Consider the following 20092-nt stretch of genomic DNA (forward strand, 5'->3'; position numbering starts at 1 on the left):
AACTCATTTAGGAGAAATCTAATGAACAAATTTGTTAAATCATTATTAGTTGCAGGTTCTGTAGCTGCATTAGCAGCTTGTAGTTCATCTAACAACGATGCTGCAGGCAATGGTGCTGCTCAAACTTTTGGCGGTTACTCTGTTGCTGATCTTCAACAACGTTACAATACCGTTTATTTCGGTTTTGATAAATATGACATTACTGGTGAATACGTTCAAATCTTAGATGCACACGCTGCATATTTAAATGCAACGCCAGCTGCTAAAGTATTAGTAGAAGGTAACACTGATGAACGTGGTACACCAGAATACAACATCGCATTAGGCCAACGTCGTGCAGATGCAGTTAAAGGTTATTTAGCTGGTAAAGGTGTTGATGCTGGTAAATTAGGCACAGTATCTTACGGTGAAGAAAAACCTGCAGTATTAGGTCATGATGAAGCTGCATATTCTAAAAACCGTCGTGCAGTGTTAGCGTACTAATTCTTAGTATTTCTAATACTTGAAAAACAGGATCCATTTTTTATTGGATCCTGTTTTGTTTTCATCGTTTGTAATTTAACCAATTAGCTTGAAAGAATGAATTTATTCTTTTGCTTCTAGAACAAATGCGTTATCATAAATCCATTAACACAGTGGGTCGTTAGCTCAGTCGGTAGAGCAGCGGACTTTTAATCCGTTGGTCGAAGGTTCGAATCCTTCACGACCCACCACTCTCTGATTTAGTTGTCCAGTTGGGTTGTTAGCTCAGTTGGTAGAGTAGCGGACTCTTAATCCGTCGGTCGAGAGTTCGAGCCTCTCACAACCTACCAAATAGAGTTTTCTAAGTATTGTAAGTTTTCTCTTTAGAATTAATAACTTACGTACTTTTTGTTTCTGGATAATCATCCAGTTTGTCGTTTTCTGCTATTCTGCTTTACCTAGCAAGGCGAGTGTTTGACGAGAATTTGACTTGATTCACGTATGACAATAAATGGTCGGCATTTAGGTGTGCATACTTCTGAACCATTTCTATCGTTTCCCATCCGCCTAACTCTTTGAGTACCATTAGCGGTGTTCCGCGTTGGATATGCCAGCTTGCCCAAGTGTGACGTAAATCATGAAATCGGAAATTCTTAATATTGGCTCGCTGCAAGGCGCGCTTAAAATCCCTTCGTGAAATATCATCACGTAGTTTCCCTGTTCCGCTATGAAAAACATAGGGAGACACTTGATATTTCATCCTTTCTTTGATTAGATTAATTGCGTCATCACTTAAAGGCAGAGAACGTCCACGTCCAGATTTTGCAATATCGCCAGTAACTATTGCCATTTTGTTAGCAAAATTAATTTTATCCCACGTCATTGACAAAATCTCCGTCATTCTAGCCCCCGTCAATAAGGCGAACTGGCAGACATCTTTCATCCAATTAAGATTTAAGCTATCTAATAATCGCTCTGCTTCCTTTTCAGTAATCCAGCGGATGCGTTTTTTGGGTTCGCTACTTTTAGCGATATAAGGCACGACATCAATCCAACCAGCTTGCTTTGCCAGATTGATTGCCCGCATAATGGACGAACGATAGCGGTTTTGGGTTGCTGGGGAAAGTATTTTCCCTGTGCGTACAACGTGCGTAGGAATCGCATTTTGAATATCTTCACTTGTTAAAGAACTAAGCAGCTTGTTCCCGATTTCATCGCGCCAATATTTGGCGTGCTGAATTTTGGTGAGTTTGTCTTTTTTATGCTCTGCGTCTTTGAGCAATAAAATTAAGGCTTGCTCCACCGTTTTTTCGGGCTTTTTGTTAAGCTGCTCCACTTGCCATGCTTCGTGCTTGAGCTTATCGTGGAGATGTTGAGCTAATTTTTTGTCAGTTGTTTTACTACTGCATCGAACTCGCTCGCCGCTTGGTGTGGTAAAATCGATTTGCCACACGCCATTTTTATTTTTGCGGATCGGCATTTTTGTTTCTCCTGTGTATCACCGACCTTCGCATATAGATCGCTGAGATTTTCAGCTTTTTTGCGATTGCGATCAAGATCGGATTTAAAAACTCGCCACATTCTAGACCCTTCCATTTGGAAAAATCCCCACTTTAATTTATTTTTCCGCACGGTTGTTTCGCTAAGGTTCAAGCACTTTGCAACATCGCGAATAGTGAGCGTTTGTTCCATATTTCCTCCAATAAAAAACCGCCCTTTCGGACGGTCATATCATTTAGCGTTATTACGCGTACCATTTTTCTAATTTTTCAAATTCTTCGACCAATTCACTTTGCCCAAGAGTTTTCAGTACTTCACACAAGATTTTATCAGCTTCAATATGTGTTCCCTCGACATCTCGATTGTTTGCAAGATCACGAATACGATTGATATAGTCTTCAATATTTGGATCTGGCATATAAGTTTTTTCAAAAATATCTGGCTTACACGGATAAAATTCGCCATTTACCCCACAGATAACCCAATCATTTTCGGAAATTTCCATTACACCCTCTAATGTTTTAATTTCCCCTCCGATAACCTTTCCGCCATATTGCGACCAATACGAAACATTTTTACTTCTAAAAATGTGCGGAACCCCTTTAGTGTAATTCTCTTTTGTGAATTGCCACGCTTGGATTGTGACAGGTTTCTTTGTGTAGTTCATACATACTCCTTAAATAACAAACCGCACCAAAGTGCGGTCGATTTACTTAAATTTGCGCCAAACGAGCATCCAAAATTGCAAGATATTGTGACATCACTTTTTCTTGCTGCTTGAGAACGTTATGCTCGCATATTGTGATTATTTCTTTGCTATTGAGAAACTCTTTAAGTGCATCAATACGTTCAGCCAATTCCGAGCGTTCACGATGTAAGCGATACATCCAATCACCGCCAATTTTCTGTTTCAGTTCAAAACCGAATAATTGCCACAATTTATCGAACGCATTTTCATACGCAATTTTGTTTCCGATTTCTACATCAAAGTTATTTGGATCTACGCAAGCACTTTCGCCCGTAACAGTAAAGCCTGATTTTAATGTAATGACCGAGATTGTGATTGTTGTGCCGGTAAGTTGATGATATTCAACATTGGCAATTTGTGATTTAATAAATTCTTCGGTAATACTATTCATGTTTCCTCCGTGGTTTAGATAGTAAAAAAAACGCCCATAATGGCGGTTATAACGATTTATTTTAGTTAGCCCATTTCATCTAATTTATTCCCCTTTTTGTAAAGAGGAGAGGGCGATTTAATGGGCTGTAAATGGGTTTTATCCCCCAAGATAAGGCATAGGGCATTCCCAAATGTAATTTTTAAATTCGATACATTTATCTAAAGTTAATACGCCTTTTATGATTTCTAACTCTTGATTAAATGCTTGCCCCAATTCAAATCCATAAAACCTAAAATCAACATTAAATTTTTTGCTTAATTCAATCATTTCAGGCTGACTTAATACCCATGCAGCTGAGATTGGTATGACAACGATATACCCATTCTCCAACTCATATCCCTCAATGATTTCATTTGGGTTGTCGCAAAAAACACGTCGGGCCCCTTTGATTTCTTGCTCTCTAATGTTTTTTATTTCTAACGTGCCAAATTCATCAATGTCACACTCGCAACCTTCAATGCACTCCGTTAAAAAATGCGTTATATCAGCGGATTCGCCTCTAATTTTTAAATTTCCTACACACCAATTTGGCATAATTTATTCCTCCGGTGGTTGTGGTAGTGGTTGCCAGTGTGTTACTTCACCATCTGTAAACTCTGTAAATCCGCACAAGTCTGCATCGTAAAATGCAACCTTCACAGGTATGTCATATTCCGGGCAATATGCGATAAAAAAGCCATCTTCACTTGGCGGGCAAGAGTCATACTTAATCCAGTTGCCATCTTTCGGGTAATCTACAATTTCTGGTTTTTCAAGGACGTAATCAAAATCGGAGCAGTGCTCATCTTTCTCCTCTTCGGTTAACGTTTTTTTCTTGCATTCCGCTTTACCTAAAACCACACCATAAACAGCATACGGTAAATCATTACTCTCATAATTTTCGTATTCGTCCATGTCGTCTGCAAATTCGTGAGCCTCGACAGCGCCAGCCAAACAAGTCTCTCTTGCTTGCTCTAATGTTTCACACAAATTAATAATGTGGATATCGTTTGATATATCCACTGAAAAATATTTGGTCATTTTTTCCACCTTTGTTTGCTTAAAATAAAAAACACTCACTTGGAACGCCTATTGGATTTATTTGTTTAAATAATTAATCATTCTTTCCCCGATCCACTTAATAACCGGTACAGCCATACTATTGCCGATAGCTTTATAGCGCGGGCTATCCGGGCAATCTTCGGCTGGTTTATTTCGATACGATATTTGCGTATAACCTGGAGGAAAACCTTGTAATTTTTCGCATTCTGAAGGGGTAAGTTTGCGAATGTTTTGGTTGATGCTCATGCATGGAATGTTATTCCCACCTGTCCCCATTCTTGCGGTAAGTGTTGGCGTAGTGCCGTCCTTTTGTATGCGCACAACATCGCGTCGGTCTGAAATATCGAACAAAACATTTTCCTGCCCATTATTGCGCCCTAGGCAGTGGGCAGTTGATGTTGAAATAATCGGGTCTTGCGTACCATGTACTACAATAGTTTCAGAGCCACCACCAAGCGCCCCACCACTAGCTTTTACTAGCCCCCCCAATACGGATTGGCGATACGTTCCAAAGCTTCCCTCAGCGTAGCAGGTAAAACCTTGTTGCGTTTTTCCGCACGATTGAGAATACCCTTGCAAGCTTGTGCGCTCAAAAAGTATTTGGGCGACGCTTCTTTCTCTAGCACTTGCCACAAGGAACACGCGCTTGCGTCGTTGGGCGAGTCCGAAGTATTGAGCATTGAGTGTTCGCCACGCGACAGTTCGAGCTGAATGCAATAAACCTGCGTTTGTCCATTTTCGCCCTGTTGGCTGCAATGGCTGACGTTCTTGAACCAGTCCAGCCAAAAAGTGTCCGAATGCGTTGTCCTTGGTGGATAGTACACCCGGAACGTTTTCCCACAACAAAACGCACGGCTGCTTACCGTCTTGGTATCTAACATAATCAATAGCCTCTAATATGTGTATTAAAGTTAACGTGAGATTTCCGCGGTCGTCATCTAACGAGTTTCGCAAACCAGCGACAGAAAATGCTTGACAAGGAGTACCACCAACAAGCACATCAGGCGCAGGAATTTCACGGTTTAAGATTTTTTCGGGTAAGGTGGTCATATCACCAAGATTTGGGATGTTGGGATAATGATAAGCAAGCACGGCGCAAGGAAAAGGCTCAATTTCGCTAAACCACAGCGGTTTACTTAAGCCTTTCCATGCCACGCTTACCGCTTCAATCCCTGAACAGATTGAACCGTAGGTAAACATAGTGCGGTTATTTTTTCCTCTGTTTTGGATTAATCACAGGCAACACAGGCACAAGTGGTTTTGCTGTTGTGCCAGTTGTTGATGTACTACTGCGGTTTTCATTTATCCAGTCGGCTAATTCACTCCAAGCAGCTAAATCTTTCTTAAAGAATTCATCATTGCGTAGATGATGATATTCTTTGATAAAAAATGTCACTTCGCCCTTAATTTTTTCTCTTGTATGGCTATCTAGCACCGCCCAATACTCTTTAACATCGTGGATGCAGATTAAAACAGGCGTTCCGTTATCGTGTAGGCTGTCTCTAACATAACGGTGTATTAATGTTTGGAATTTATGTAAGGGGATTTTGATGTTAATTTCATTCATTTTCGTTTGCTTTTCTTTTTACGTTTACTAAAAATACGTTCTTGTTTTATTGCTCTAAGCTCAGTTTCAAGCGTCGCATTTTCTCGTTTTAGTTGATTGTTCTCAGCTTCCAGACTTTTAATTAATTCACCCAATTTTCGTAGCTTCAATTCATGGAGTTCGATAGATTTATCAATATGTTTATCCAATCGTCTAAGATCGTCTATCAGGACTTTTTCAGCTAGCCGTTTAAGTAATCTCATAATCTATCCCTAATCCCGCCAAATTCTTTTATTAGGCTATCCACTGTTTTACCAAGCACGCTCGCCATTAAGACAAAGTCTACATCAAAACGAGCAGTTACATCTTCTTTTACAATATCATCGTTCTGCTCGGTGATATTGTCGTCAAATTTCAGGCGTTTCAGCGTGCCATCTTCGATTAATACGAATTTAAGGTTGTTTTCCCACTCAAGCGCGAGTTTAGAGATCAAGCCATTTTGAACAAGCTCAATAATTTCCTCGTCTTCAACATCTTTTTGCTTGCAGTGAATAACGCCAAGATCTTCTTTTTCGCGGATTTCCACTTCCTTACGCAAGATTAGCCAATCAGGTGCAGTATCTGTAACCCATCTTGTCATTACTTCACACGGCGCACAGTTAAACGCCAACGGTACTACTGGCAAGCTGCCAAGCGATTTACGCAAAAGTGCAAGTGCATCTTCGGCTGTTTTACTTGATGCTGTATCAACAAAGATAAGTTGTTTCAATGTGTCGATATAAAGTGCGGTCATTTTGATACGAGAAAACGCTTGCGGAAGTAGGGTAGCTATCACATCATCTTTTAAAGATGATCGTTCTACTTTCTTTAATTTTCGCTGTTCTTTTTCTTCAAGTGCAGTGATTCGTTTATTGAGTTCACGATTCACAACTTCCACAGGCAAAATCTTCTCTTCTCGTTTAGCTACAAGTAAGATTTTTCCGTTCGCTTGATGTGCTAAATTTTCGCTGGTGACGAGCGGAGCAGACCAACCGAAATGGCTAACATCTGCTGAACCACACGGAGTAAATTCACATTCTTTGAGTTGTTTTTCGATACTCTCAAAGTCTATTTGTTTTGTTAATTGGTAAATAATTGCATTTCTAAACCAGTACATTTTTATTATTCCTCATAAATAAAAAGCCGCTAATTAATAGCGGCAGATTTTAAGCATCATCTTCGTAGTAGTGTTCTTCAACCACGAATCTATCACTACCATAGATAGGTTCTCTATATGGTTTTTTAGTCGTCTTTAACCTCAACAAACTCACCTATCTCATCTAACGTGTACCAAGTATCAGCTTTGATGTTATTTTCACCGACTTTTGATGCTTTGATATGGATTAGCTCGCCATCATGATTGCGATACACACAAACAATCGCACCATCGATACTCGCCTTAGCTTTAGATTGCCAACCAAGCGCGACAGCTATAGATTGCTTGCCAGATACTTCCGCTGCCGACCAATTGCCTGTATTGGTTGCTGCCGACAGATTGCCTGTATTGGTTGCTGCCGACCAATCGCCTGTATTGGTTGCTGCCGACCAATTGCCTGTATTGGTTGCTGCCGACAGATTGCCTGTATTGGTTGCTGCCGACAGATTGCCTGTATTGGTTGCTGCCGACCGATTGCCTGTATTGGTTGCTGCCGACTGATAGCCTGTATTAGTCGCTACCGACCGATAGCCTGTATTGGACACCTTGGCAGCATCCCAATCAACTTTACCTTTTATCCATTCAACGGCTTTTTTTATCATTTCCGGTAAGTTAATTTCGGTTTCGATCGTGATTTTTGCAGATGCAATTTTTGTATCATCACTATCTTTTGATGTTTCGCCGCTCATTTTAACTACAGCAAATTTACTTACCGCTGGACTGTAATAGCTAAGCACATCAAGCGGGTATTCGCAGGCGTGGAATCCACTCTCACAAGCCTCAACATTACCTTTATGCTCATACGTTTTGCCTACCTCATACTGATAACCTCGACAAGTCCAGTCTTGCTTAAACCCTTTATAAGCTATAATTTCTTTGTTTTCTTCAGTCATTTTTTTGTCTCTCAAATTTAGATAATAAAAAAGCCACTATTGGTTAGTGGCTTATCATGTAACTCAAAACGGAATATCATCATTAAACCCATCTTGTTCAGCTGCTGCGCTTAATGGGTCGGGTTTTTCTTTGTCTTTGCTTGGCTGTTGTGTTTCATTGCTTACCTTGCTGTCTAGCATTTCAAAGGATTGTGTCGCTACTTTAAGTGCGGTGCGATTATTGCCGTTTTGGTCTTGCCAGCTTTCCTGTACTAGTTTTCCTGTTACACAGATTTTTGAGCCTTTTTGCAGATATTGTCTTGCTACATCAGCAGAATTGCCATGCACCACAATAGGTATCCAATGCGTACGTTTAACTGTATTACCTTGTTTATCTCGGTAATCATCGCCGATAGCAAGATTAAATGTGGCAATTTGCCCGCCATTTTGGAATTGGCGGATTTCTGGGTCACTGCCTAAATGACCGACTAATATCACGGTGTTGGTATTACGTGCCATTAGCGCATCTCCTGTATGAGTTGTTGATAATATTCTTGAGCAATTTCTACCCGCTCTTTGATTTTCTCGATGATTTTCTCATCACGTTTAATTGTGACGGTGGTGATACGTTTTTCTTGGGGGATTTGCTCAACCAAGTCAATGTATCTGTTTGGGTCGTCATAGCTTGATAATTGGTCATAAGGAGTGGGGAGGAGGACAAAATCAATTTGCGCCTCACTACAATCCCATAGCCACATATAGCCTTGCATTTGTGCGTCATAACCCGCTTTTTTCGCTTTTTCTTCCGCCTCATCAGCAAAAAAAGGGTGTGAACCAATATCCCAAGAGCATTTAGTATCTATGATTAATTTTCGACTTGGCACATAAATATCGCACTCGCCTGTAATCCAATCGTTTTCACGCCTTTCCGTGTTCTTTTTAAGAGGTAATCCACGCTTACGACCGCTTAACTTAATGGCTTGTTCTTCTAGTGCGATACCTTTCTCGGTGTATTTATTCCCCTCAAAATCTCGATAACCGAATAAATCAAATTTCACTATCTTTCTCACCGCACTTTTTGCTGTAGCAGATATTCCATTACCGCTTTTAGGCTTTACCATTAAATCAGCCAAGCCAGAGCATTTAGCTTTGAGTTGGTACATTTCCATTCTCAATCGCCTCCAACTCCGCAATCTGCTCTTGGCTAAATTCATAAGCCCCACTATCACAAAGCTCTTGTAGGGTGGTTTCGCCGTTGGCAATGCTTTGTTTGCATTGTTCGAATGTGGCTTCATCAACAACCGCTAAAAATTCCGCCTCTTGAATATTGTCGGTGTAGTTGAATTCTTGATTTTCTACATCTTTCACAACGGCTTGGTCGGCTAATACGGCTTGTTGCATTTCAACAGAGAGCGGGGCTTGTTTTGATAGCAATAACTTAGTTACAGTTTTTAATGCCATTGCCTCGAAGTTATCGTGCCATACGCCATAGCCTTTTTTAAATGTTTGACTGTAGCGTTGAGCGTGTTTGACGATGTCATCGTGGCTCATATAGAGTTCGGCTGAAAAATCGTTTACTAGTTTAAAATAGGCGTAATAGCCGATTGGATTTTCGTTTTGCTCGGGTTCTTGCTCCCAGTCGAACTCAAAACCATTAATAAAATCTTTTTTGATAAGTTGCTTTTTGTACACAGGCAATGCGACTAAGCGTTTAAATTGCCCGCTACGTTGTGCCAGTTGGATAAAACCTTTATAGCCAATTTGGAATTGCGCTTCGGTTTTCTTTTCCTTGTTGTTTCTGAAAGGGACGATGTAGGCAAAGCCTAAGCCATTTTGTAGTGGCAAATTCAGTGTCGCAGCCATACAGGCCGCATTAAAAATGCTCATTGGGTCTGCTGTTTTAAGCATTGAATTGCTGTTGGCGATTTGCATGACACTTGTTGCAAAAGTGGCCGCATTTTTGCCAACAAGTTCCTTAATCTTATTTTGCACATTCGCACTTTCAAAAAATGTTTTAAGCGCAGGTGGCTGTTTATTTTGTTGATGTTGGACTTGGTTTGTCATCTCGCCCCTCCATTAATCTGGGTCATAATCATTCATTCTGTCGTTTAATTCACGCTCGGCGATTTTCTTAATCGCTTCTTGTCTATAAGGCTCATAACTTGCACCGCTGCCAATGGCAAGCCAGAAATTATCGTTATCACACAACATTTCCGTGAGTTCGTGATAATGCGTTTGGTCGCCTTGTTGTAAATCATTGTCAATTTCCGTGGCGACTTCGTCTAAGGCGATTTCATAGCCTGCTTGCCAATCCACTTTACGTTGGTGTGCCGCATTGAGTTGAGCGTAGTAATCAGCGTAGGGTTTCATTGTTTTTCTCCTAAAGTGCGGTTAATTTCTGCTTGTTTTTGTGCGGTGTAATCCTGCAGTTCTTTTTCTGCTGCCAGTGTAAGATTAGGCGGTAAACATACACCGTTTTCATATATGCCCCCTTTCAGTTCACATCGGGTTTCTTGTTGGATTTGTTGGCTTAATTCGTTATCGTGCCAATCGGTGGGGTTGGCATCGGCGTCTAGGCTAATCCCGCCCACAATTAGGGAAATAACCAAGGCGGCGAGAAAATAGCAGATTCTGTTTAGCCATTTTTCACTGCCTTTCATAAAATGCGTGAAGCTTTGTTTTTCTTGGCGTAATGCGTTTTTTGAGCGTTTCATTTGGGGCTCCTTGTTAGATATTAAGCATTTGTTCTTTTGCGATTTTGCAGCTGTCTTTTTTGATTTCAAAGCCATAGGACGGGCGGTTAAGCTCTCGTGCGGCGCGTAGCGTGGATGCACTGCCAGCAACCGGATCAATCACTACATCGCCCTCATCGGTAAAGATTTCGATGAGGCGTTTTAACACGGCAATGGGCTTTTGTGTCGGGTGCAGTTTAGGGATTTCCTTGCGGTTGTCCTTTTCCCATTCGAACCAGTTTTTAATCATTTTGCCGTTGTTGTTAAATTTCGGCAGTTTATCGCGGTATAAAATCAAGGCATATTCTGTTGCGCCGACGACTTTCATATTCGCTTTGAGCACCTGTGGTGATGATGATTTAATAAACACCAAAGGGATGTGATTTTTAAAGCCGTGCTGCTTGGCGTAATCAATCACCATTGGGATTTGTTGGAAAGCGCAAAACACAATCATACAAGGGGCTTTGCCGCGTTCTTTCGGTTCTTTGATGAGCATTTTTGAACAAAAATGCATAAATTCGGCAATGCGAAAATCTTTATCTGTATCAAAAAAACTACTGTTGGCTTTGTCGCTTTCGCCGTTTTTGTTATCGCCGTTTACATACCATTCAGGGTTTGAAGCGTAAGCATTATTACCGAGATTGTAGGGAATATCGGCGATGACTAGCTGCGCTTTTGGGATGTGGTAGCGTTTGTAGTTTTGGAAGTGATCGTTGAATAATTCGGTTTTCATTTTTGTTTCCTTTTTAGTCGATTTGTTGAATTTTGGGTGTAATAATCCGCCACACGATTTTTCAAAAGTGCGGTCGGATTTTTTGCTGTTTTATAGAATTTCTAATTGAAAACTCGTTTTTTTAGGATCGTAGGCTCGAAGATATTTTAATACGCGCCAGTTATTGCCTTGCTCGCATTCAAATTGTTCCGTGATTCGCTCTAATACTTTTTGAGCTTGACGGAGAGTACTGCGATATTCGTAAGCCATGCTATAAACGGAAGCAGCGTAGTGCGAGCCAATTTGTTTTAATGCAGGGTGAAGTGCTTGGCAAAGCTCCATGCCACGCAATAAAGCAAACCACGCCCAAACGAGCTGTTGTAGGTCATGCTCTGTAAATTCAAACGTGAATGTTGTCGGTTCCTGCGTGGCAATATTGGGGGATTGATTTTCTTCCATATCTTTCTCTTTTTTACGTTGATTTATGCCTTCTTTGAGTTTTACAAAGGCGGAAAAGGTGGGTTTAATTTCATCATTGAGTTGGTGATACTGTAATTTCTTTCGCCAAGCCATTTCAACACGTGAAATTAATTCGAGATTTTCAAGGGTGCAATTTCTTGAATTGCCGTCTTTGTAATCAATAATATGTCCACGCGGAATTTTTCTACTGGCTTTGCGCCAGAGATAATGCGATTTCCGTTCATAACGTTTAATGCTTGCTTTTATTAACCAACATTTTGCATTTTCACAATATCGCTCAAAGCCAATCGGTTTTAAATTTTCACCTTTCTCAAATCGACCGCTTCGTCCGGTTAGCCATTGTCTCTTCACGCGCAAAACCTTTAACGCGTGTGGATTAAATGGTTTATTGAAATAAACTTCCATTTTTTGAGCCAAGATTCTTTCATTTAACGTGCAATTCGCTTTAATGAACGCAAGTTCTTCTTTGCTGTAACGATTAGCATGCTTAAGGCTTGGAATATTGTGTTTCTTTTTTAATTTATAGAAAACATTACGATTTATTAATAAATCAAACTGTTGCTGAAACAATTTAATTAGATCAGATGGCTTTTTATCCCAATGTAAGCGAATAAACGCAATATGTTCATCGGTGAATTTAAATCGTTCCGCATTAGAGGTCATCGCCTTGCGCCTTAGATATTCTTAGAAAATCAGGGGATTCTCTTTCAATTTGACGATTTTCAAACAATGTCATTGCTTTAAGCGAAATCGCATTGCTTGCGATAATATTTGCCGCAATGCCTGATACGGCATTGGCACGTTTAATTTCTCGATTAAGTTCTTCATCGGTTAAGTCTTCATCAAGCAGTTTTTCTAACTGGGAAAATAAATGATTGTTTAAGTCTGTGATTTTATTTTTCATTTTAAATAACCCTAAAAAAACCGCCCTTTCGAGCGGTCAGTGGAGTAGTGCAATCAGTCTATGCTAATTTTGTCTAGAATATGGTGCCTTTCTTTATGCTTGTAAGGCTCAAGCCGAGGCTATCGTATTAATTCTCTTACCCCTAATCTGCGCTTCTGCACTGCGTGCACGGTGTTTGTACCAGCAGGTTTACCTTTGCAGCAGGGTAGTTGGCTATGTCGATAAATTGCTCTTTTTGGCGGTTGGCTGCAAATTTAATTGCGCGATCCGCCGCACTTTCTTTTACCACCATTTTTTCAAACGCGGCATTAATGCGACGTTGTTTATCGAACATTCTTTCTAATCTGCCCGCTTTACCACGTTGTAAAATTTCGCCTTTTTCGGTGAATTTGCGTGAACCTGCATCACGCTTTACGATGATAGTTGCCATAGTTGGCTCCTTGTTTGTGTACCATTTTTAACCGCGCTTTAATGTGATAATGCGCTTAATCTGTCAGATTCCGCAACGCGGTCGCCGTCAAATCGATTTCGGCTGCATTAAGAGAAAAGTGCGGTTAAAAATGGCGTTATCTTGATTGCCTCAGCCCCACGCGTTCAAGTTACGCATTATTCCCAATGTTGATGTTGGTTCGTGGGTGATTCGATTTGTTAAAGAGCAATTAAAATTTTTATTCAAGGCCTTCTCAAAGGGCTTAGTAAAAACTTTAGGCGATAAACTTAAGTGACTGTTCTTATTTTTCTTCTTCTTTTATTAAATCCCACTGCCGTCTCTGCTTATCTCTCGGCTTACGCCTGCTATTGCGGTGGGTACATTTTTAAATATGTGCTACAACTTGTTTTGCCTCTACTTCAACTTCATCCATAATCAGATTTCTGAAATCTTCATTAGTCATAAACAAATCTGCTAAGGCTTCTAAGGCTTTTCCTGTTTTCTCTGCGTAACGCTCTAACACTTCGGTAATGAAAAAGGCTTTTAATTCTGCAGAGCTATTAATATTCATTTTAGGTTCCTTATAGGGTGTTTTGTTTTGATGTGCTTATAATATAGCTTTTTCTATTTAATGTAAATAGTTTTTTCTATAAAATATAGTTTTTTTGTTTGTCGAAATTTAGGCAATAAAAAAGCCCGCGATTGCGGGCTGGGTGGGTTGTGTATTGCGTTATTTTTTTTTCACTCTAAAATTTTCATCATCTTGACAATACTCAAGGCAATCACGAATGATACCGCTCAATCTTAAGATGTTTTCAGGGCAATCTATAATAATTTGGCTGCCTGAGATTTCCAAACCGGCGCGCACGATCTCCTTTCTGTTCTCGTCATTTAGCTCTATAGGAATTACAATCGATGGGCGTTGCTTGTTATCGTAATAACGTAAGATCCAGCGGTTCGTTTTTCCTTGATACAAAATGCTGAAATAGCTTTCAGTGTCTTTGGCGATCAGTTCAACTTCTTCGCCTAGAATTAATGAAACATATTCAGATAATAATCGCTCAGTATAGGTTGTCACGATTTTACTATTGTTAGGATCGACGACAGGCGCGGTTTCATCAATCATCTCCGATGCTGGCTCTTCCAACTGCTCCATTACCGGCTGCTTGGATAAGCCTGATACAACCATTTCGCTCACAGCTTTCTCAACTGCCTGCTTCACGATTGGGGTAATGGATTCAATAAAACGCTGGTTAAGCTGGCGTCCAATATTGGAACGACCGGCAATATATCGAACAAAATCGCTATCTACATCTTTTAGAGACGATGAAATAACCTTAGTGAAAGCGGAAAGATAAACACTTTCTTCCGCTAATGTGCGGAGTGCTTCTGGTTGAAACTTATCGTGGCAGAATTGCGCTAGTTGTGGGATTTTAGTTTCATCAAGACTGCTAAAGTTTATGCGTAAAAATGGCGTACTATCCATTATATTTTTATCTTTCAAGTCAGTGAAAAATCGCCATTCTTTGCCATTGGTAATTGCTGCAACGGCTACTTCAGGGGTTGCATTAAAATAACGCGCGAGCTGTGGTGCATGATTGCTTAAGTCTTCATTGTAGGATTTTGCTTCAATAAACATTACCGGCACGTTATGACAAAATAGCGCGTAATCCACTCGTTCACCATTTTTTGCGCCGACAAAATCTGCAGTATATTCCGCTTTTACTTTAGTTGGATCGTATGATGTAAAGCCTAATATATCCAAGAATGGAAGAATTAATGCTTGCTTGGTAGTTTCTTCGGTTGTGCAATGTGGCCCAGCGCGTAATACGTGTTGGGCGTGAGATAGGATTTTATCTTTTAAAATGGCATCAGTCATAATACATTCCTTATTGATTATTTCGCTGATCTTTTGGGGTGTAGTGGAAATCTAAATATTCGGCTAATGGTTTAAGTTCAGGGATAAAATCATTATTCTCAGCCGCATCTTCAATTGCTTTTTCTTTTTTCTTATCTACGCCCTTATCAAGGCAATCAGATGTAATTTTTTTACTGCATTTGCTAAATCCATTGGTTATATACGCTCGTCGTGCGACGATATATACGATCTTATTTAAAAATACTTTTGATGTATCTACGCCTTTTGTTAAAAGGTTATTATAATCTGCGAGATATTGATCTGTAATGGATTTGATGACATCGGCGCGGAATTGGCAATTGTCTAGCATTGGTGTTCCCGCCACTTCTCCGGCACCTTCACAAACTAAATTTACTTTATCGCTTTTATTTAAATCGATCACTTTATCGTAAGCAGATTTTTTAAATTTTGCTTGTGTCGCGTTGAAGTTAAATTCATTTTTTGATTTAAATACAATATACGGGTGATCGAATAAATCCGTCTCAATGCTACCTATCGTGCCTGAAACTATCAAATTTTTGCCTTTGAATTTTTTGTTGGCTCGAGCTTCATTTTTATCATATTCCTTTTCTAATTCAGATATGGTGGTAAATACGTAATCACCATATTTATAAGCAGTTTTCCCACCTTGAAAGTAGACATCTATTTCTTCCTTGATCACTAATTTCATTAATTCAATTTCTTGTGGACTTGGATTGTAGATTTTATCTTCGGTAAGCGTTGAAAAGGGTAATGCAACTAAGATTAGCGAGGATAGCACAGCTTTTTTCATTTTAGTTTCCTTGATGTTAGCGAGAGATTTTTGGCATATTACACAATAGGTGGGGATCATTCAGTGATATAGATCACATTTTAGAAACCAAACGCCTACCGAAGCAGACGTTTGATGAAAGTTTAAGCGAGAAAAATACACTTATTTTGCGTTAGAAGTAGTTTTAGAGATTGATGCGCGGCGTAAAGATAAGATTTTATCGTTGGTACACTCACTCTCATTTCCCGCCCTACGTCACCTTGCGATAAATTGCTAACATACCGTAGCATAAACACTTGATATAACTCTGGTGTGACGTTGCGCATAATAAGTGTTGCGTCGTGAATGCGCATTGCGGTTTCATCATCTAACATCGGGATACCGTGATCGGGCGTTGCTTTGCGTAAAAAGGGCTGAATTGAGGGATAGTTAATTCCCTCGCCTTCACGCGCCCATTTGCCATAGCGGCGAGCAGTTAATTTAATATCTAAGATGTGTTTGGTCTGCATATTATCCCTTTCTTTTTTCTATTAATCGGCATTTTTTGTTAAAAATCTGTTTGATGCGCCGTAAGTCATCGGGGAAATAATGCCGTGGGCGGTTGTCAGCTTCAATTTGTTCGACTTTTTCGCTACCTAGTCTATCAAGCAAGCCTAGGCGATATTGCTGTACATTGCCGCCGTAGTAGCGGTTGCATTTTTTACATTGACCGTGGATATTGAGAGTATAAAAGCGCAAGTGTGGCGCAGCTCCACGTGAGCGGTAATGCCCAGCATCAAACCCTCCTCCTAGCTGTTCTGCCACTAAGGGCGTGCCGCAGGAGATGCATTCTTTGCCCATATCGCGTAGGCGGATATATTTATTTACTGCCGCTTGCGCTTCCTTGGTCAATTCGTGCTTGGTTTTGTTTTTCTCTTTAAGTGCGGTCATTTTTTTGCGGTTTTCGATTCGCGCCTGTTTGTCTTTTTTCTCGCGTGCCTTGCGGGTCTGTTCGCGCGAAAGTTTAATAGCGCATTCTGGCGAACAGACCTTTTGCAGACTTGAAACGGTTTTTATAAAGTAGTTTCCGCACATTTTGCATTTATACTCTTTCGCCATTAACCAAACACCATATTAAACATTACCCAAACTGCCGCAATCAAAAGTACAATTTTTAACTCCAAAATCTCATCATCGTTTAAGCGTTTCATTTAAATCCCCATCTATCGTTAAATCTCACGCCATTTTGCACGCCCCAACTGGTCACATACTCGATAAGGCTCGCCATTCTGCTCACGCTCATTTGAGCCGAACTTTCACGGATATTCACAAATTCCCCCTCAAGACCTGGCACAACATCTGCTTTTTGATTGGTGGCGATTGCGTGACCCGAAATAAACAACACTTTCCACTGCTCCATTGTGAGCTTACGCCCCATAAATTCAGCCTGATTTGCAACATCTTGGCACATAGCGTGAAACTTGGCGTTTTGCTCAAGGTTTCGTGTTATTGGTTGGATTTTGACTACCAACGGCTTTTTATCGTCTATTGGCAGCTCTTTGATTAAATCCAAGCAATTATTTTTAATGCGTTGATCGCGTAAAAAGAAAGGTTTGTATTGGCTCATCACATCATTCCCAACGCTTAAATAACATCGCAATACTCATTCTTTGTACTCCACGCCTAAATCTTCCAACCCAAAATAACCGCAAGATTTTGTTCGATTTACTGCGCTGTATTTGCTTACCTGCGGAAACGGTATCGGCTCAATTAAGTGACCGTTACAACGAAAACGATCGTCATCCCATTCGCTGCTCGATATAAAATAATCTGGCGTATAAAAATCCTCTAATTCCGCACCGCACTTTGGGCATTTATAGCTTGTCATTGCAATGCCCCTTTCCCTTTCATCATTGCCATCAAGCTATCGCGTGCCTTATCAGCCTTCGCTTTATCGTAAAAACGTGGCTTTGTTGGAATCATTTTCGGAATATCCTCAAAAGGAAAATTCGACCGCACTTTTTCTGCCGCTTTTGTGAGTAATTTCGGAATAGCTTTCAACGTGTCCTCTTCCGATTTTTTCTTACACTTTTCGTACAGATTTTTAAGCAACCAAAATTCCACTTTTGAACGATATTGAAATTCATCCCGATTGAATCGGGCATAGCCTAAGAAAGTGTTATAACGTTGGTATAATTCCGCTTCATTCGGTAAGCCCAGTGCGTGATAGTCATAGGCTTTGCACCAAAACACAAACAACCCTACGCTAGGTAAAAATTTATCAAGAGAGTTTTCTGCTTTATAAAGCCCGTTCTCCAACTGAGGTCTCGTAATTTTTTCTCGTACCAACACACGCAACCAAGTTTTTTTAGCAGAAAGATAATCCGCTTCGGTTTCAAAGGCTGCACGCCAACCAAGAAAAATCGATTTAAGCTCTTGAAAGAGCCAGTTAATCGTCTCTTCCGCACACTGTGCACATTCTGGCGGGAGCGTGTTAATTTGGTCTTGTGTTATGGAATTTTCCATTGCGTACCGTCCACTGTGAAATTCATTCCTGCAGACCAGCCTGTCTGCGTATCGTCAAATTTGGGTTTATTGGGGTGTGATTGCCCTAAGTGCGGTGAATTTGGTCGCAGTTTTTCATCACGCCAATCCCATGATGCGTTAAATCCCTGCCAGTTTCGTTCAATGCAAATCTCCACCGCTTCACAAATCGAAATCCCCGCCTTGTCCGCTTGTTTTTGCAGACGGTTGAGTTGCGTTTGGTTAATTACGCCCTTTTTGGCTTTGCGGTGTGCAATAAAATCTTTCGCCAGTTGTCCGGTAATACCGAACTGCTCAAGCAACATTTCGGATTCGCTTTTTTGCGTAGTTTTTTTAATATGATGGTTATCTGATGGTTCTATTGATGGTTCAGGGTTAAGCTCGTTTACTAGGGGTGGTAAAGCTGCTTTACTAGGGTGGTTAAGCTCGTTTACTAGGGGTGGTAAAGCTGCTTTACTAGTAAAAGGCTCTAATATTTCCCAGTTTTCGGGATGCAAGATATACACATTAGTGGCGTTGCCGTTTTCGGTTTTACGTTCACGAATGGATAAATATTTCATCGCTTCCAATTTCTTAACGTGCGAAATTGCCGTAGGGCGCGAAACTTCACATTGGATTGCAATACGTTTATAACTTGGATAACAAACGCCATCATCATTCGCATTATCGGCTAATTTTACCAGCACTAATTTTGTTAAAGGATTGCCGGTTTTGCTTTTAAATGCTTTAGTCATTAACTCAACACTCATCTCATACCGCCATAAAATACGCTTTATATACTTTGCCTGTGCGTGCATCGTGGACGAACTCGTCCGAAATCTGATGCCAGCGGTTTTTTAAATCTAAAATTCGCGCCGAAAGACGCAAGCAACCGAATTTGTCTAAAGCTTCGAGTGATGTCAGTCGCTTACCTGATTGCAAATAACGCAAAATACGGTCACATTGCGATTGACTTATTTTTTCGTTTGGATTAGTATTCTCCATAAATACATTCCTTAATGATTAGCCACGGTTCCCGCCGTGGTTTTTTTATTGCTCTAATTCCCACTTTAAGCACAATGCGCTTTCAATGAGCGCGTCAATGCTGGCGGAAATCGTTTGTTTTTCTTTGTTGGATAACTCGCGCCCTAAATCTGAATTAGGATGGACTGCGCTTTTGATTTGTTCGCCAATTTTCCCTGCATTGGTGGTAATGTCTAAAAAGCCTTGCACGACATCGGCGCAGCAACTGGCGCATTTGGGCATAGGTACGATAAGATGATCGATTTTGTCGGCAATGGCGGCGACGGTGCGCGTGCTATTGGTGATTTCGATGAGATCGAGGGCTTCGATAAAGCTGAGATGATTGTTTTCGCATTCTACGTTAAGTTTATTGCCTAAAATATTCGGCGATTTGCCTAGCGTGAGTGCCAGCGTAGTGATACCGCCAGACGCGTTTTTACAATCGCGATGTAACGTGCGCTGAATGTCTTTACTGTTCATTAAAACCTTTCCTTTTTCTTGAAGATTTTTACTATTCGTTGCGCTATTGTGACTTTGTGAGTGAGCGCAAGATGTCAGTTTCGGTGACTTTCCCATTGGATGCTTTGGCGATAAGCGGGATGTATTTGCCACTAATACCACCACGGTGAAGCCAAGCAAAAACCGTAGGCTGTGCGACACTGCACAGCTTTGCTAATTTGGCTTGACCACCACATTCATCAATCGCAATTTTAATTGTTTTATTGATCAAAATAGTCTTTCCTATTAAGTAAATAAAGTTTTTACTATTCTAAAGGAAAATAAACTATTTATAAATAGGTAAATCTATTTTTTTATCTATAGAAATATCTATAAAATAAAATA

33 protein-coding genes and 2 tRNA genes are annotated in these 20092 nt (G+C 40.4%); 3 read left to right on the top strand and 32 right to left on the bottom strand.

The window, feature by feature from the left end:
* Positions 1–21: 21 nt before the first annotated feature.
* From pal to DQN49_RS03750, 3 genes are all read left to right on the top strand, one after another.
* Positions 22–483, top strand: coding sequence for a peptidoglycan-associated lipoprotein Pal (gene pal, locus DQN49_RS03740; RefSeq protein ID WP_005652235.1), 462 nt, complete (start codon positions 22–24; stop codon positions 481–483).
* A 154-nt stretch (positions 484–637) separates the two neighbouring features.
* A tRNA-Lys gene (locus DQN49_RS03745) sits at positions 638–713 on the top strand.
* Positions 714–736: 23 nt separating this feature from the next.
* Positions 737–812: transfer RNA gene (locus tag DQN49_RS03750), tRNA-Lys, on the top strand.
* A 104-nt stretch (positions 813–916) separates the two neighbouring features.
* Here DQN49_RS03750 and DQN49_RS03755 read toward each other — a convergent pair.
* From DQN49_RS03755 to DQN49_RS03910, 32 genes are all read right to left on the bottom strand, one after another.
* Entirely contained in the window at positions 917–1942 is a 1026-nt protein-coding gene (locus DQN49_RS03755) for a tyrosine-type recombinase/integrase (RefSeq protein ID WP_006995087.1), read from the bottom strand.
* A complete protein-coding gene (locus DQN49_RS10610; RefSeq protein WP_005651299.1) occupies positions 1840–2154 on the bottom strand; it encodes a helix-turn-helix domain-containing protein in 315 nt (104 codons plus the stop codon). Before DQN49_RS10610 ends, DQN49_RS03755 begins: the two co-directional genes overlap by 103 nt.
* 52 nt (positions 2155–2206) lie before the next feature.
* On the bottom strand, positions 2207–2629 hold the full coding sequence (locus DQN49_RS10275) for a hypothetical protein (protein ID WP_006995086.1): 423 nt from the start codon (positions 2627–2629) through the stop codon (positions 2207–2209).
* A 46-nt stretch (positions 2630–2675) separates the two neighbouring features.
* The gene (locus DQN49_RS03770; RefSeq protein ID WP_006995085.1) at positions 2676–3101 is read right to left on the bottom strand and encodes a Gp49 family protein; all 426 of its coding nucleotides are present in this window, start codon (positions 3099–3101) and stop codon (positions 2676–2678) included.
* A gap of 138 nt (positions 3102–3239) precedes the next feature.
* Positions 3240–3677, bottom strand: coding sequence for a hypothetical protein (locus DQN49_RS03775; RefSeq protein WP_006995084.1), 438 nt, complete (start codon positions 3675–3677; stop codon positions 3240–3242).
* Between the two features lie 3 nt (positions 3678–3680).
* Positions 3681–4163 (bottom strand): DUF551 domain-containing protein, encoded by a 483-nt coding sequence (locus tag DQN49_RS03780; RefSeq protein WP_032826241.1) that lies wholly within the window; start codon positions 4161–4163, stop codon positions 3681–3683.
* Between the two features lie 57 nt (positions 4164–4220).
* A complete protein-coding gene (locus DQN49_RS03785) occupies positions 4221–5384 on the bottom strand; it encodes a DNA cytosine methyltransferase (RefSeq protein WP_006995082.1) in 1164 nt (387 codons plus the stop codon).
* A 7-nt stretch (positions 5385–5391) separates the two neighbouring features.
* Entirely contained in the window at positions 5392–5751 is a 360-nt protein-coding gene (locus DQN49_RS03790) for a hypothetical protein (protein WP_065246966.1), read from the bottom strand.
* On the bottom strand, positions 5748–5993 hold the full coding sequence (locus tag DQN49_RS03795; RefSeq protein WP_005668254.1) for a hypothetical protein: 246 nt from the start codon (positions 5991–5993) through the stop codon (positions 5748–5750). Before DQN49_RS03795 ends, DQN49_RS03790 begins: the two co-directional genes overlap by 4 nt.
* Positions 5990–6886, bottom strand: coding sequence for a recombination-associated protein RdgC (rdgC, locus tag DQN49_RS03800; protein WP_065246965.1), 897 nt, complete (start codon positions 6884–6886; stop codon positions 5990–5992). The genes DQN49_RS03795 and rdgC overlap by 4 nt, the downstream gene beginning before the upstream one ends.
* 125 nt (positions 6887–7011) lie before the next feature.
* The gene (locus DQN49_RS03805; protein ID WP_111723558.1) at positions 7012–7818 is read right to left on the bottom strand and encodes a DUF7666 domain-containing protein; all 807 of its coding nucleotides are present in this window, start codon (positions 7816–7818) and stop codon (positions 7012–7014) included.
* Positions 7819–7881: 63 nt separating this feature from the next.
* Positions 7882–8316: a single-stranded DNA-binding protein gene (locus DQN49_RS03810; RefSeq protein ID WP_006996611.1), complete on the bottom strand. Its 435-nt coding sequence runs from the start codon at positions 8314–8316 to the stop codon at positions 7882–7884.
* Positions 8316–8966 (bottom strand): translocation protein TolB precursor, encoded by a 651-nt coding sequence (locus tag DQN49_RS03815; RefSeq protein ID WP_065246950.1) that lies wholly within the window; start codon positions 8964–8966, stop codon positions 8316–8318. The genes DQN49_RS03810 and DQN49_RS03815 overlap by 1 nt, the downstream gene beginning before the upstream one ends.
* Positions 8941–9861, bottom strand: coding sequence for a recombinase RecT (locus DQN49_RS03820; protein WP_061720767.1), 921 nt, complete (start codon positions 9859–9861; stop codon positions 8941–8943). Before DQN49_RS03820 ends, DQN49_RS03815 begins: the two co-directional genes overlap by 26 nt.
* Before the next feature lie 12 nt (positions 9862–9873).
* Positions 9874–10167, bottom strand: coding sequence for a hypothetical protein (locus DQN49_RS03825; RefSeq protein WP_006995079.1), 294 nt, complete (start codon positions 10165–10167; stop codon positions 9874–9876).
* On the bottom strand, positions 10164–10511 hold the full coding sequence (locus DQN49_RS03830) for a hypothetical protein (RefSeq protein ID WP_006995078.1): 348 nt from the start codon (positions 10509–10511) through the stop codon (positions 10164–10166). Before DQN49_RS03830 ends, DQN49_RS03825 begins: the two co-directional genes overlap by 4 nt.
* A gap of 13 nt (positions 10512–10524) precedes the next feature.
* Entirely contained in the window at positions 10525–11262 is a 738-nt protein-coding gene (locus tag DQN49_RS03835) for a DNA-methyltransferase (protein WP_006995077.1), read from the bottom strand.
* Between the two features lie 90 nt (positions 11263–11352).
* Positions 11353–12384 (bottom strand): P22AR C-terminal domain-containing protein, encoded by a 1032-nt coding sequence (locus DQN49_RS03840; protein ID WP_006995076.1) that lies wholly within the window; start codon positions 12382–12384, stop codon positions 11353–11355.
* Positions 12374–12625, bottom strand: coding sequence for a hypothetical protein (locus tag DQN49_RS03845; protein ID WP_005688811.1), 252 nt, complete (start codon positions 12623–12625; stop codon positions 12374–12376). The genes DQN49_RS03840 and DQN49_RS03845 overlap by 11 nt, the downstream gene beginning before the upstream one ends.
* Positions 12626–12767: 142 nt before the next feature.
* Positions 12768–13055: a hypothetical protein gene (locus DQN49_RS03850; RefSeq protein WP_006995075.1), complete on the bottom strand. Its 288-nt coding sequence runs from the start codon at positions 13053–13055 to the stop codon at positions 12768–12770.
* A gap of 385 nt (positions 13056–13440) precedes the next feature.
* Positions 13441–13626 carry a hypothetical protein gene (locus tag DQN49_RS03855; protein WP_006995073.1) on the bottom strand — a complete coding sequence of 62 codons (186 nt, stop codon included), beginning with the start codon at positions 13624–13626 and terminating at the stop codon, positions 13441–13443.
* Between the two features lie 159 nt (positions 13627–13785).
* Positions 13786–14934 carry a type I restriction endonuclease gene (locus tag DQN49_RS03860; RefSeq protein ID WP_005651101.1) on the bottom strand — a complete coding sequence of 383 codons (1149 nt, stop codon included), beginning with the start codon at positions 14932–14934 and terminating at the stop codon, positions 13786–13788.
* A 10-nt stretch (positions 14935–14944) separates the two neighbouring features.
* Positions 14945–15745 (bottom strand): OB-fold putative lipoprotein, encoded by an 801-nt coding sequence (locus DQN49_RS03865; protein WP_223395600.1) that lies wholly within the window; start codon positions 15743–15745, stop codon positions 14945–14947.
* 122 nt (positions 15746–15867) lie between these two features.
* Complete coding sequence (locus DQN49_RS03870) at positions 15868–16233, bottom strand: RNA polymerase sigma factor (protein ID WP_005651107.1); 366 nt, start codon at positions 16231–16233, stop codon at positions 15868–15870.
* 1 nt (position 16234) lies between these two features.
* A complete protein-coding gene (locus DQN49_RS03875) occupies positions 16235–16822 on the bottom strand; it encodes a recombination protein NinG (RefSeq protein ID WP_005651110.1) in 588 nt (195 codons plus the stop codon).
* A gap of 88 nt (positions 16823–16910) precedes the next feature.
* The gene (locus DQN49_RS03880) at positions 16911–17330 is read right to left on the bottom strand and encodes a recombination protein NinB (protein WP_006995071.1); all 420 of its coding nucleotides are present in this window, start codon (positions 17328–17330) and stop codon (positions 16911–16913) included.
* A 36-nt stretch (positions 17331–17366) separates the two neighbouring features.
* Positions 17367–17591: a hypothetical protein gene (locus tag DQN49_RS03885; RefSeq protein ID WP_005633909.1), complete on the bottom strand. Its 225-nt coding sequence runs from the start codon at positions 17589–17591 to the stop codon at positions 17367–17369.
* Positions 17588–18229 carry a replication protein P gene (locus DQN49_RS03890; protein ID WP_065246949.1) on the bottom strand — a complete coding sequence of 214 codons (642 nt, stop codon included), beginning with the start codon at positions 18227–18229 and terminating at the stop codon, positions 17588–17590. The genes DQN49_RS03885 and DQN49_RS03890 overlap by 4 nt, the downstream gene beginning before the upstream one ends.
* Positions 18214–18996, bottom strand: coding sequence for a helix-turn-helix domain-containing protein (locus tag DQN49_RS03895; RefSeq protein ID WP_065246948.1), 783 nt, complete (start codon positions 18994–18996; stop codon positions 18214–18216). Before DQN49_RS03895 ends, DQN49_RS03890 begins: the two co-directional genes overlap by 16 nt.
* Position 18997: 1 nt before the next feature.
* Positions 18998–19231 (bottom strand): helix-turn-helix domain-containing protein, encoded by a 234-nt coding sequence (locus DQN49_RS03900; RefSeq protein WP_005651121.1) that lies wholly within the window; start codon positions 19229–19231, stop codon positions 18998–19000.
* Between the two features lie 45 nt (positions 19232–19276).
* On the bottom strand, positions 19277–19729 hold the full coding sequence (locus DQN49_RS03905; protein ID WP_005651123.1) for a phage regulatory CII family protein: 453 nt from the start codon (positions 19727–19729) through the stop codon (positions 19277–19279).
* Between the two features lie 43 nt (positions 19730–19772).
* Complete coding sequence (locus DQN49_RS03910; RefSeq protein ID WP_006995067.1) at positions 19773–19979, bottom strand: YdaS family helix-turn-helix protein; 207 nt, start codon at positions 19977–19979, stop codon at positions 19773–19775.
* Positions 19980–20092 lie beyond the last annotated feature (113 nt).

This window comes from Haemophilus aegyptius, from assembly GCF_900475885.1.
Classification (GTDB): Bacteria; Pseudomonadota; Gammaproteobacteria; order Enterobacterales; family Pasteurellaceae; genus Haemophilus; species Haemophilus influenzae.

What these genes read in the sequence shown, in the direction of transcription:
- pal (WP_005652235.1), top strand. Translation starts at nt 22, where the DNA reads ATGAACAAATTTGTTAAATCATTATTAGTTGCAGGTTCTGTAGCTGCA.
- DQN49_RS03755 (WP_006995087.1), bottom strand. Translation starts at nt 1,942, where the DNA reads ATGCCGATCCGCAAAAATAAAAATGGCGTGTGGCAAATCGATTTTACC.
- DQN49_RS10610 (WP_005651299.1), bottom strand. Translation starts at nt 2,154, where the DNA reads ATGGAACAAACGCTCACTATTCGCGATGTTGCAAAGTGCTTGAACCTT.
- DQN49_RS10275 (WP_006995086.1), bottom strand. Translation starts at nt 2,629, where the DNA reads ATGAACTACACAAAGAAACCTGTCACAATCCAAGCGTGGCAATTCACA.
- DQN49_RS03770 (WP_006995085.1), bottom strand. Translation starts at nt 3,101, where the DNA reads ATGAATAGTATTACCGAAGAATTTATTAAATCACAAATTGCCAATGTT.
- DQN49_RS03775 (WP_006995084.1), bottom strand. Translation starts at nt 3,677, where the DNA reads ATGCCAAATTGGTGTGTAGGAAATTTAAAAATTAGAGGCGAATCCGCT.
- DQN49_RS03780 (WP_032826241.1), bottom strand. Translation starts at nt 4,163, where the DNA reads ATGACCAAATATTTTTCAGTGGATATATCAAACGATATCCACATTATT.
- DQN49_RS03785 (WP_006995082.1), bottom strand. Translation starts at nt 5,384, where the DNA reads ATGTTTACCTACGGTTCAATCTGTTCAGGGATTGAAGCGGTAAGCGTG.
- DQN49_RS03790 (WP_065246966.1), bottom strand. Translation starts at nt 5,751, where the DNA reads ATGAATGAAATTAACATCAAAATCCCCTTACATAAATTCCAAACATTA.
- DQN49_RS03795 (WP_005668254.1), bottom strand. Translation starts at nt 5,993, where the DNA reads ATGAGATTACTTAAACGGCTAGCTGAAAAAGTCCTGATAGACGATCTT.
- rdgC (WP_065246965.1), bottom strand. Translation starts at nt 6,886, where the DNA reads ATGTACTGGTTTAGAAATGCAATTATTTACCAATTAACAAAACAAATA.
- DQN49_RS03805 (WP_111723558.1), bottom strand. Translation starts at nt 7,818, where the DNA reads ATGACTGAAGAAAACAAAGAAATTATAGCTTATAAAGGGTTTAAGCAA.
- DQN49_RS03810 (WP_006996611.1), bottom strand. Translation starts at nt 8,316, where the DNA reads ATGGCACGTAATACCAACACCGTGATATTAGTCGGTCATTTAGGCAGT.
- DQN49_RS03815 (WP_065246950.1), bottom strand. Translation starts at nt 8,966, where the DNA reads ATGGAAATGTACCAACTCAAAGCTAAATGCTCTGGCTTGGCTGATTTA.
- DQN49_RS03820 (WP_061720767.1), bottom strand. Translation starts at nt 9,861, where the DNA reads ATGACAAACCAAGTCCAACATCAACAAAATAAACAGCCACCTGCGCTT.
- DQN49_RS03825 (WP_006995079.1), bottom strand. Translation starts at nt 10,167, where the DNA reads ATGAAACCCTACGCTGATTACTACGCTCAACTCAATGCGGCACACCAA.
- DQN49_RS03830 (WP_006995078.1), bottom strand. Translation starts at nt 10,511, where the DNA reads ATGAAACGCTCAAAAAACGCATTACGCCAAGAAAAACAAAGCTTCACG.
- DQN49_RS03835 (WP_006995077.1), bottom strand. Translation starts at nt 11,262, where the DNA reads ATGAAAACCGAATTATTCAACGATCACTTCCAAAACTACAAACGCTAC.
- DQN49_RS03840 (WP_006995076.1), bottom strand. Translation starts at nt 12,384, where the DNA reads ATGACCTCTAATGCGGAACGATTTAAATTCACCGATGAACATATTGCG.
- DQN49_RS03845 (WP_005688811.1), bottom strand. Translation starts at nt 12,625, where the DNA reads ATGAAAAATAAAATCACAGACTTAAACAATCATTTATTTTCCCAGTTA.
- DQN49_RS03850 (WP_006995075.1), bottom strand. Translation starts at nt 13,055, where the DNA reads ATGGCAACTATCATCGTAAAGCGTGATGCAGGTTCACGCAAATTCACC.
- DQN49_RS03855 (WP_006995073.1), bottom strand. Translation starts at nt 13,626, where the DNA reads ATGAATATTAATAGCTCTGCAGAATTAAAAGCCTTTTTCATTACCGAA.
- DQN49_RS03860 (WP_005651101.1), bottom strand. Translation starts at nt 14,934, where the DNA reads ATGACTGATGCCATTTTAAAAGATAAAATCCTATCTCACGCCCAACAC.
- DQN49_RS03865 (WP_223395600.1), bottom strand. Translation starts at nt 15,745, where the DNA reads ATGAAAAAAGCTGTGCTATCCTCGCTAATCTTAGTTGCATTACCCTTT.
- DQN49_RS03870 (WP_005651107.1), bottom strand. Translation starts at nt 16,233, where the DNA reads ATGCAGACCAAACACATCTTAGATATTAAATTAACTGCTCGCCGCTAT.
- DQN49_RS03875 (WP_005651110.1), bottom strand. Translation starts at nt 16,822, where the DNA reads ATGGCGAAAGAGTATAAATGCAAAATGTGCGGAAACTACTTTATAAAA.
- DQN49_RS03880 (WP_006995071.1), bottom strand. Translation starts at nt 17,330, where the DNA reads ATGAGCCAATACAAACCTTTCTTTTTACGCGATCAACGCATTAAAAAT.
- DQN49_RS03885 (WP_005633909.1), bottom strand. Translation starts at nt 17,591, where the DNA reads ATGACAAGCTATAAATGCCCAAAGTGCGGTGCGGAATTAGAGGATTTT.
- DQN49_RS03890 (WP_065246949.1), bottom strand. Translation starts at nt 18,229, where the DNA reads ATGGAAAATTCCATAACACAAGACCAAATTAACACGCTCCCGCCAGAA.
- DQN49_RS03895 (WP_065246948.1), bottom strand. Translation starts at nt 18,996, where the DNA reads ATGAGTGTTGAGTTAATGACTAAAGCATTTAAAAGCAAAACCGGCAAT.
- DQN49_RS03900 (WP_005651121.1), bottom strand. Translation starts at nt 19,231, where the DNA reads ATGGAGAATACTAATCCAAACGAAAAAATAAGTCAATCGCAATGTGAC.
- DQN49_RS03905 (WP_005651123.1), bottom strand. Translation starts at nt 19,729, where the DNA reads ATGAACAGTAAAGACATTCAGCGCACGTTACATCGCGATTGTAAAAAC.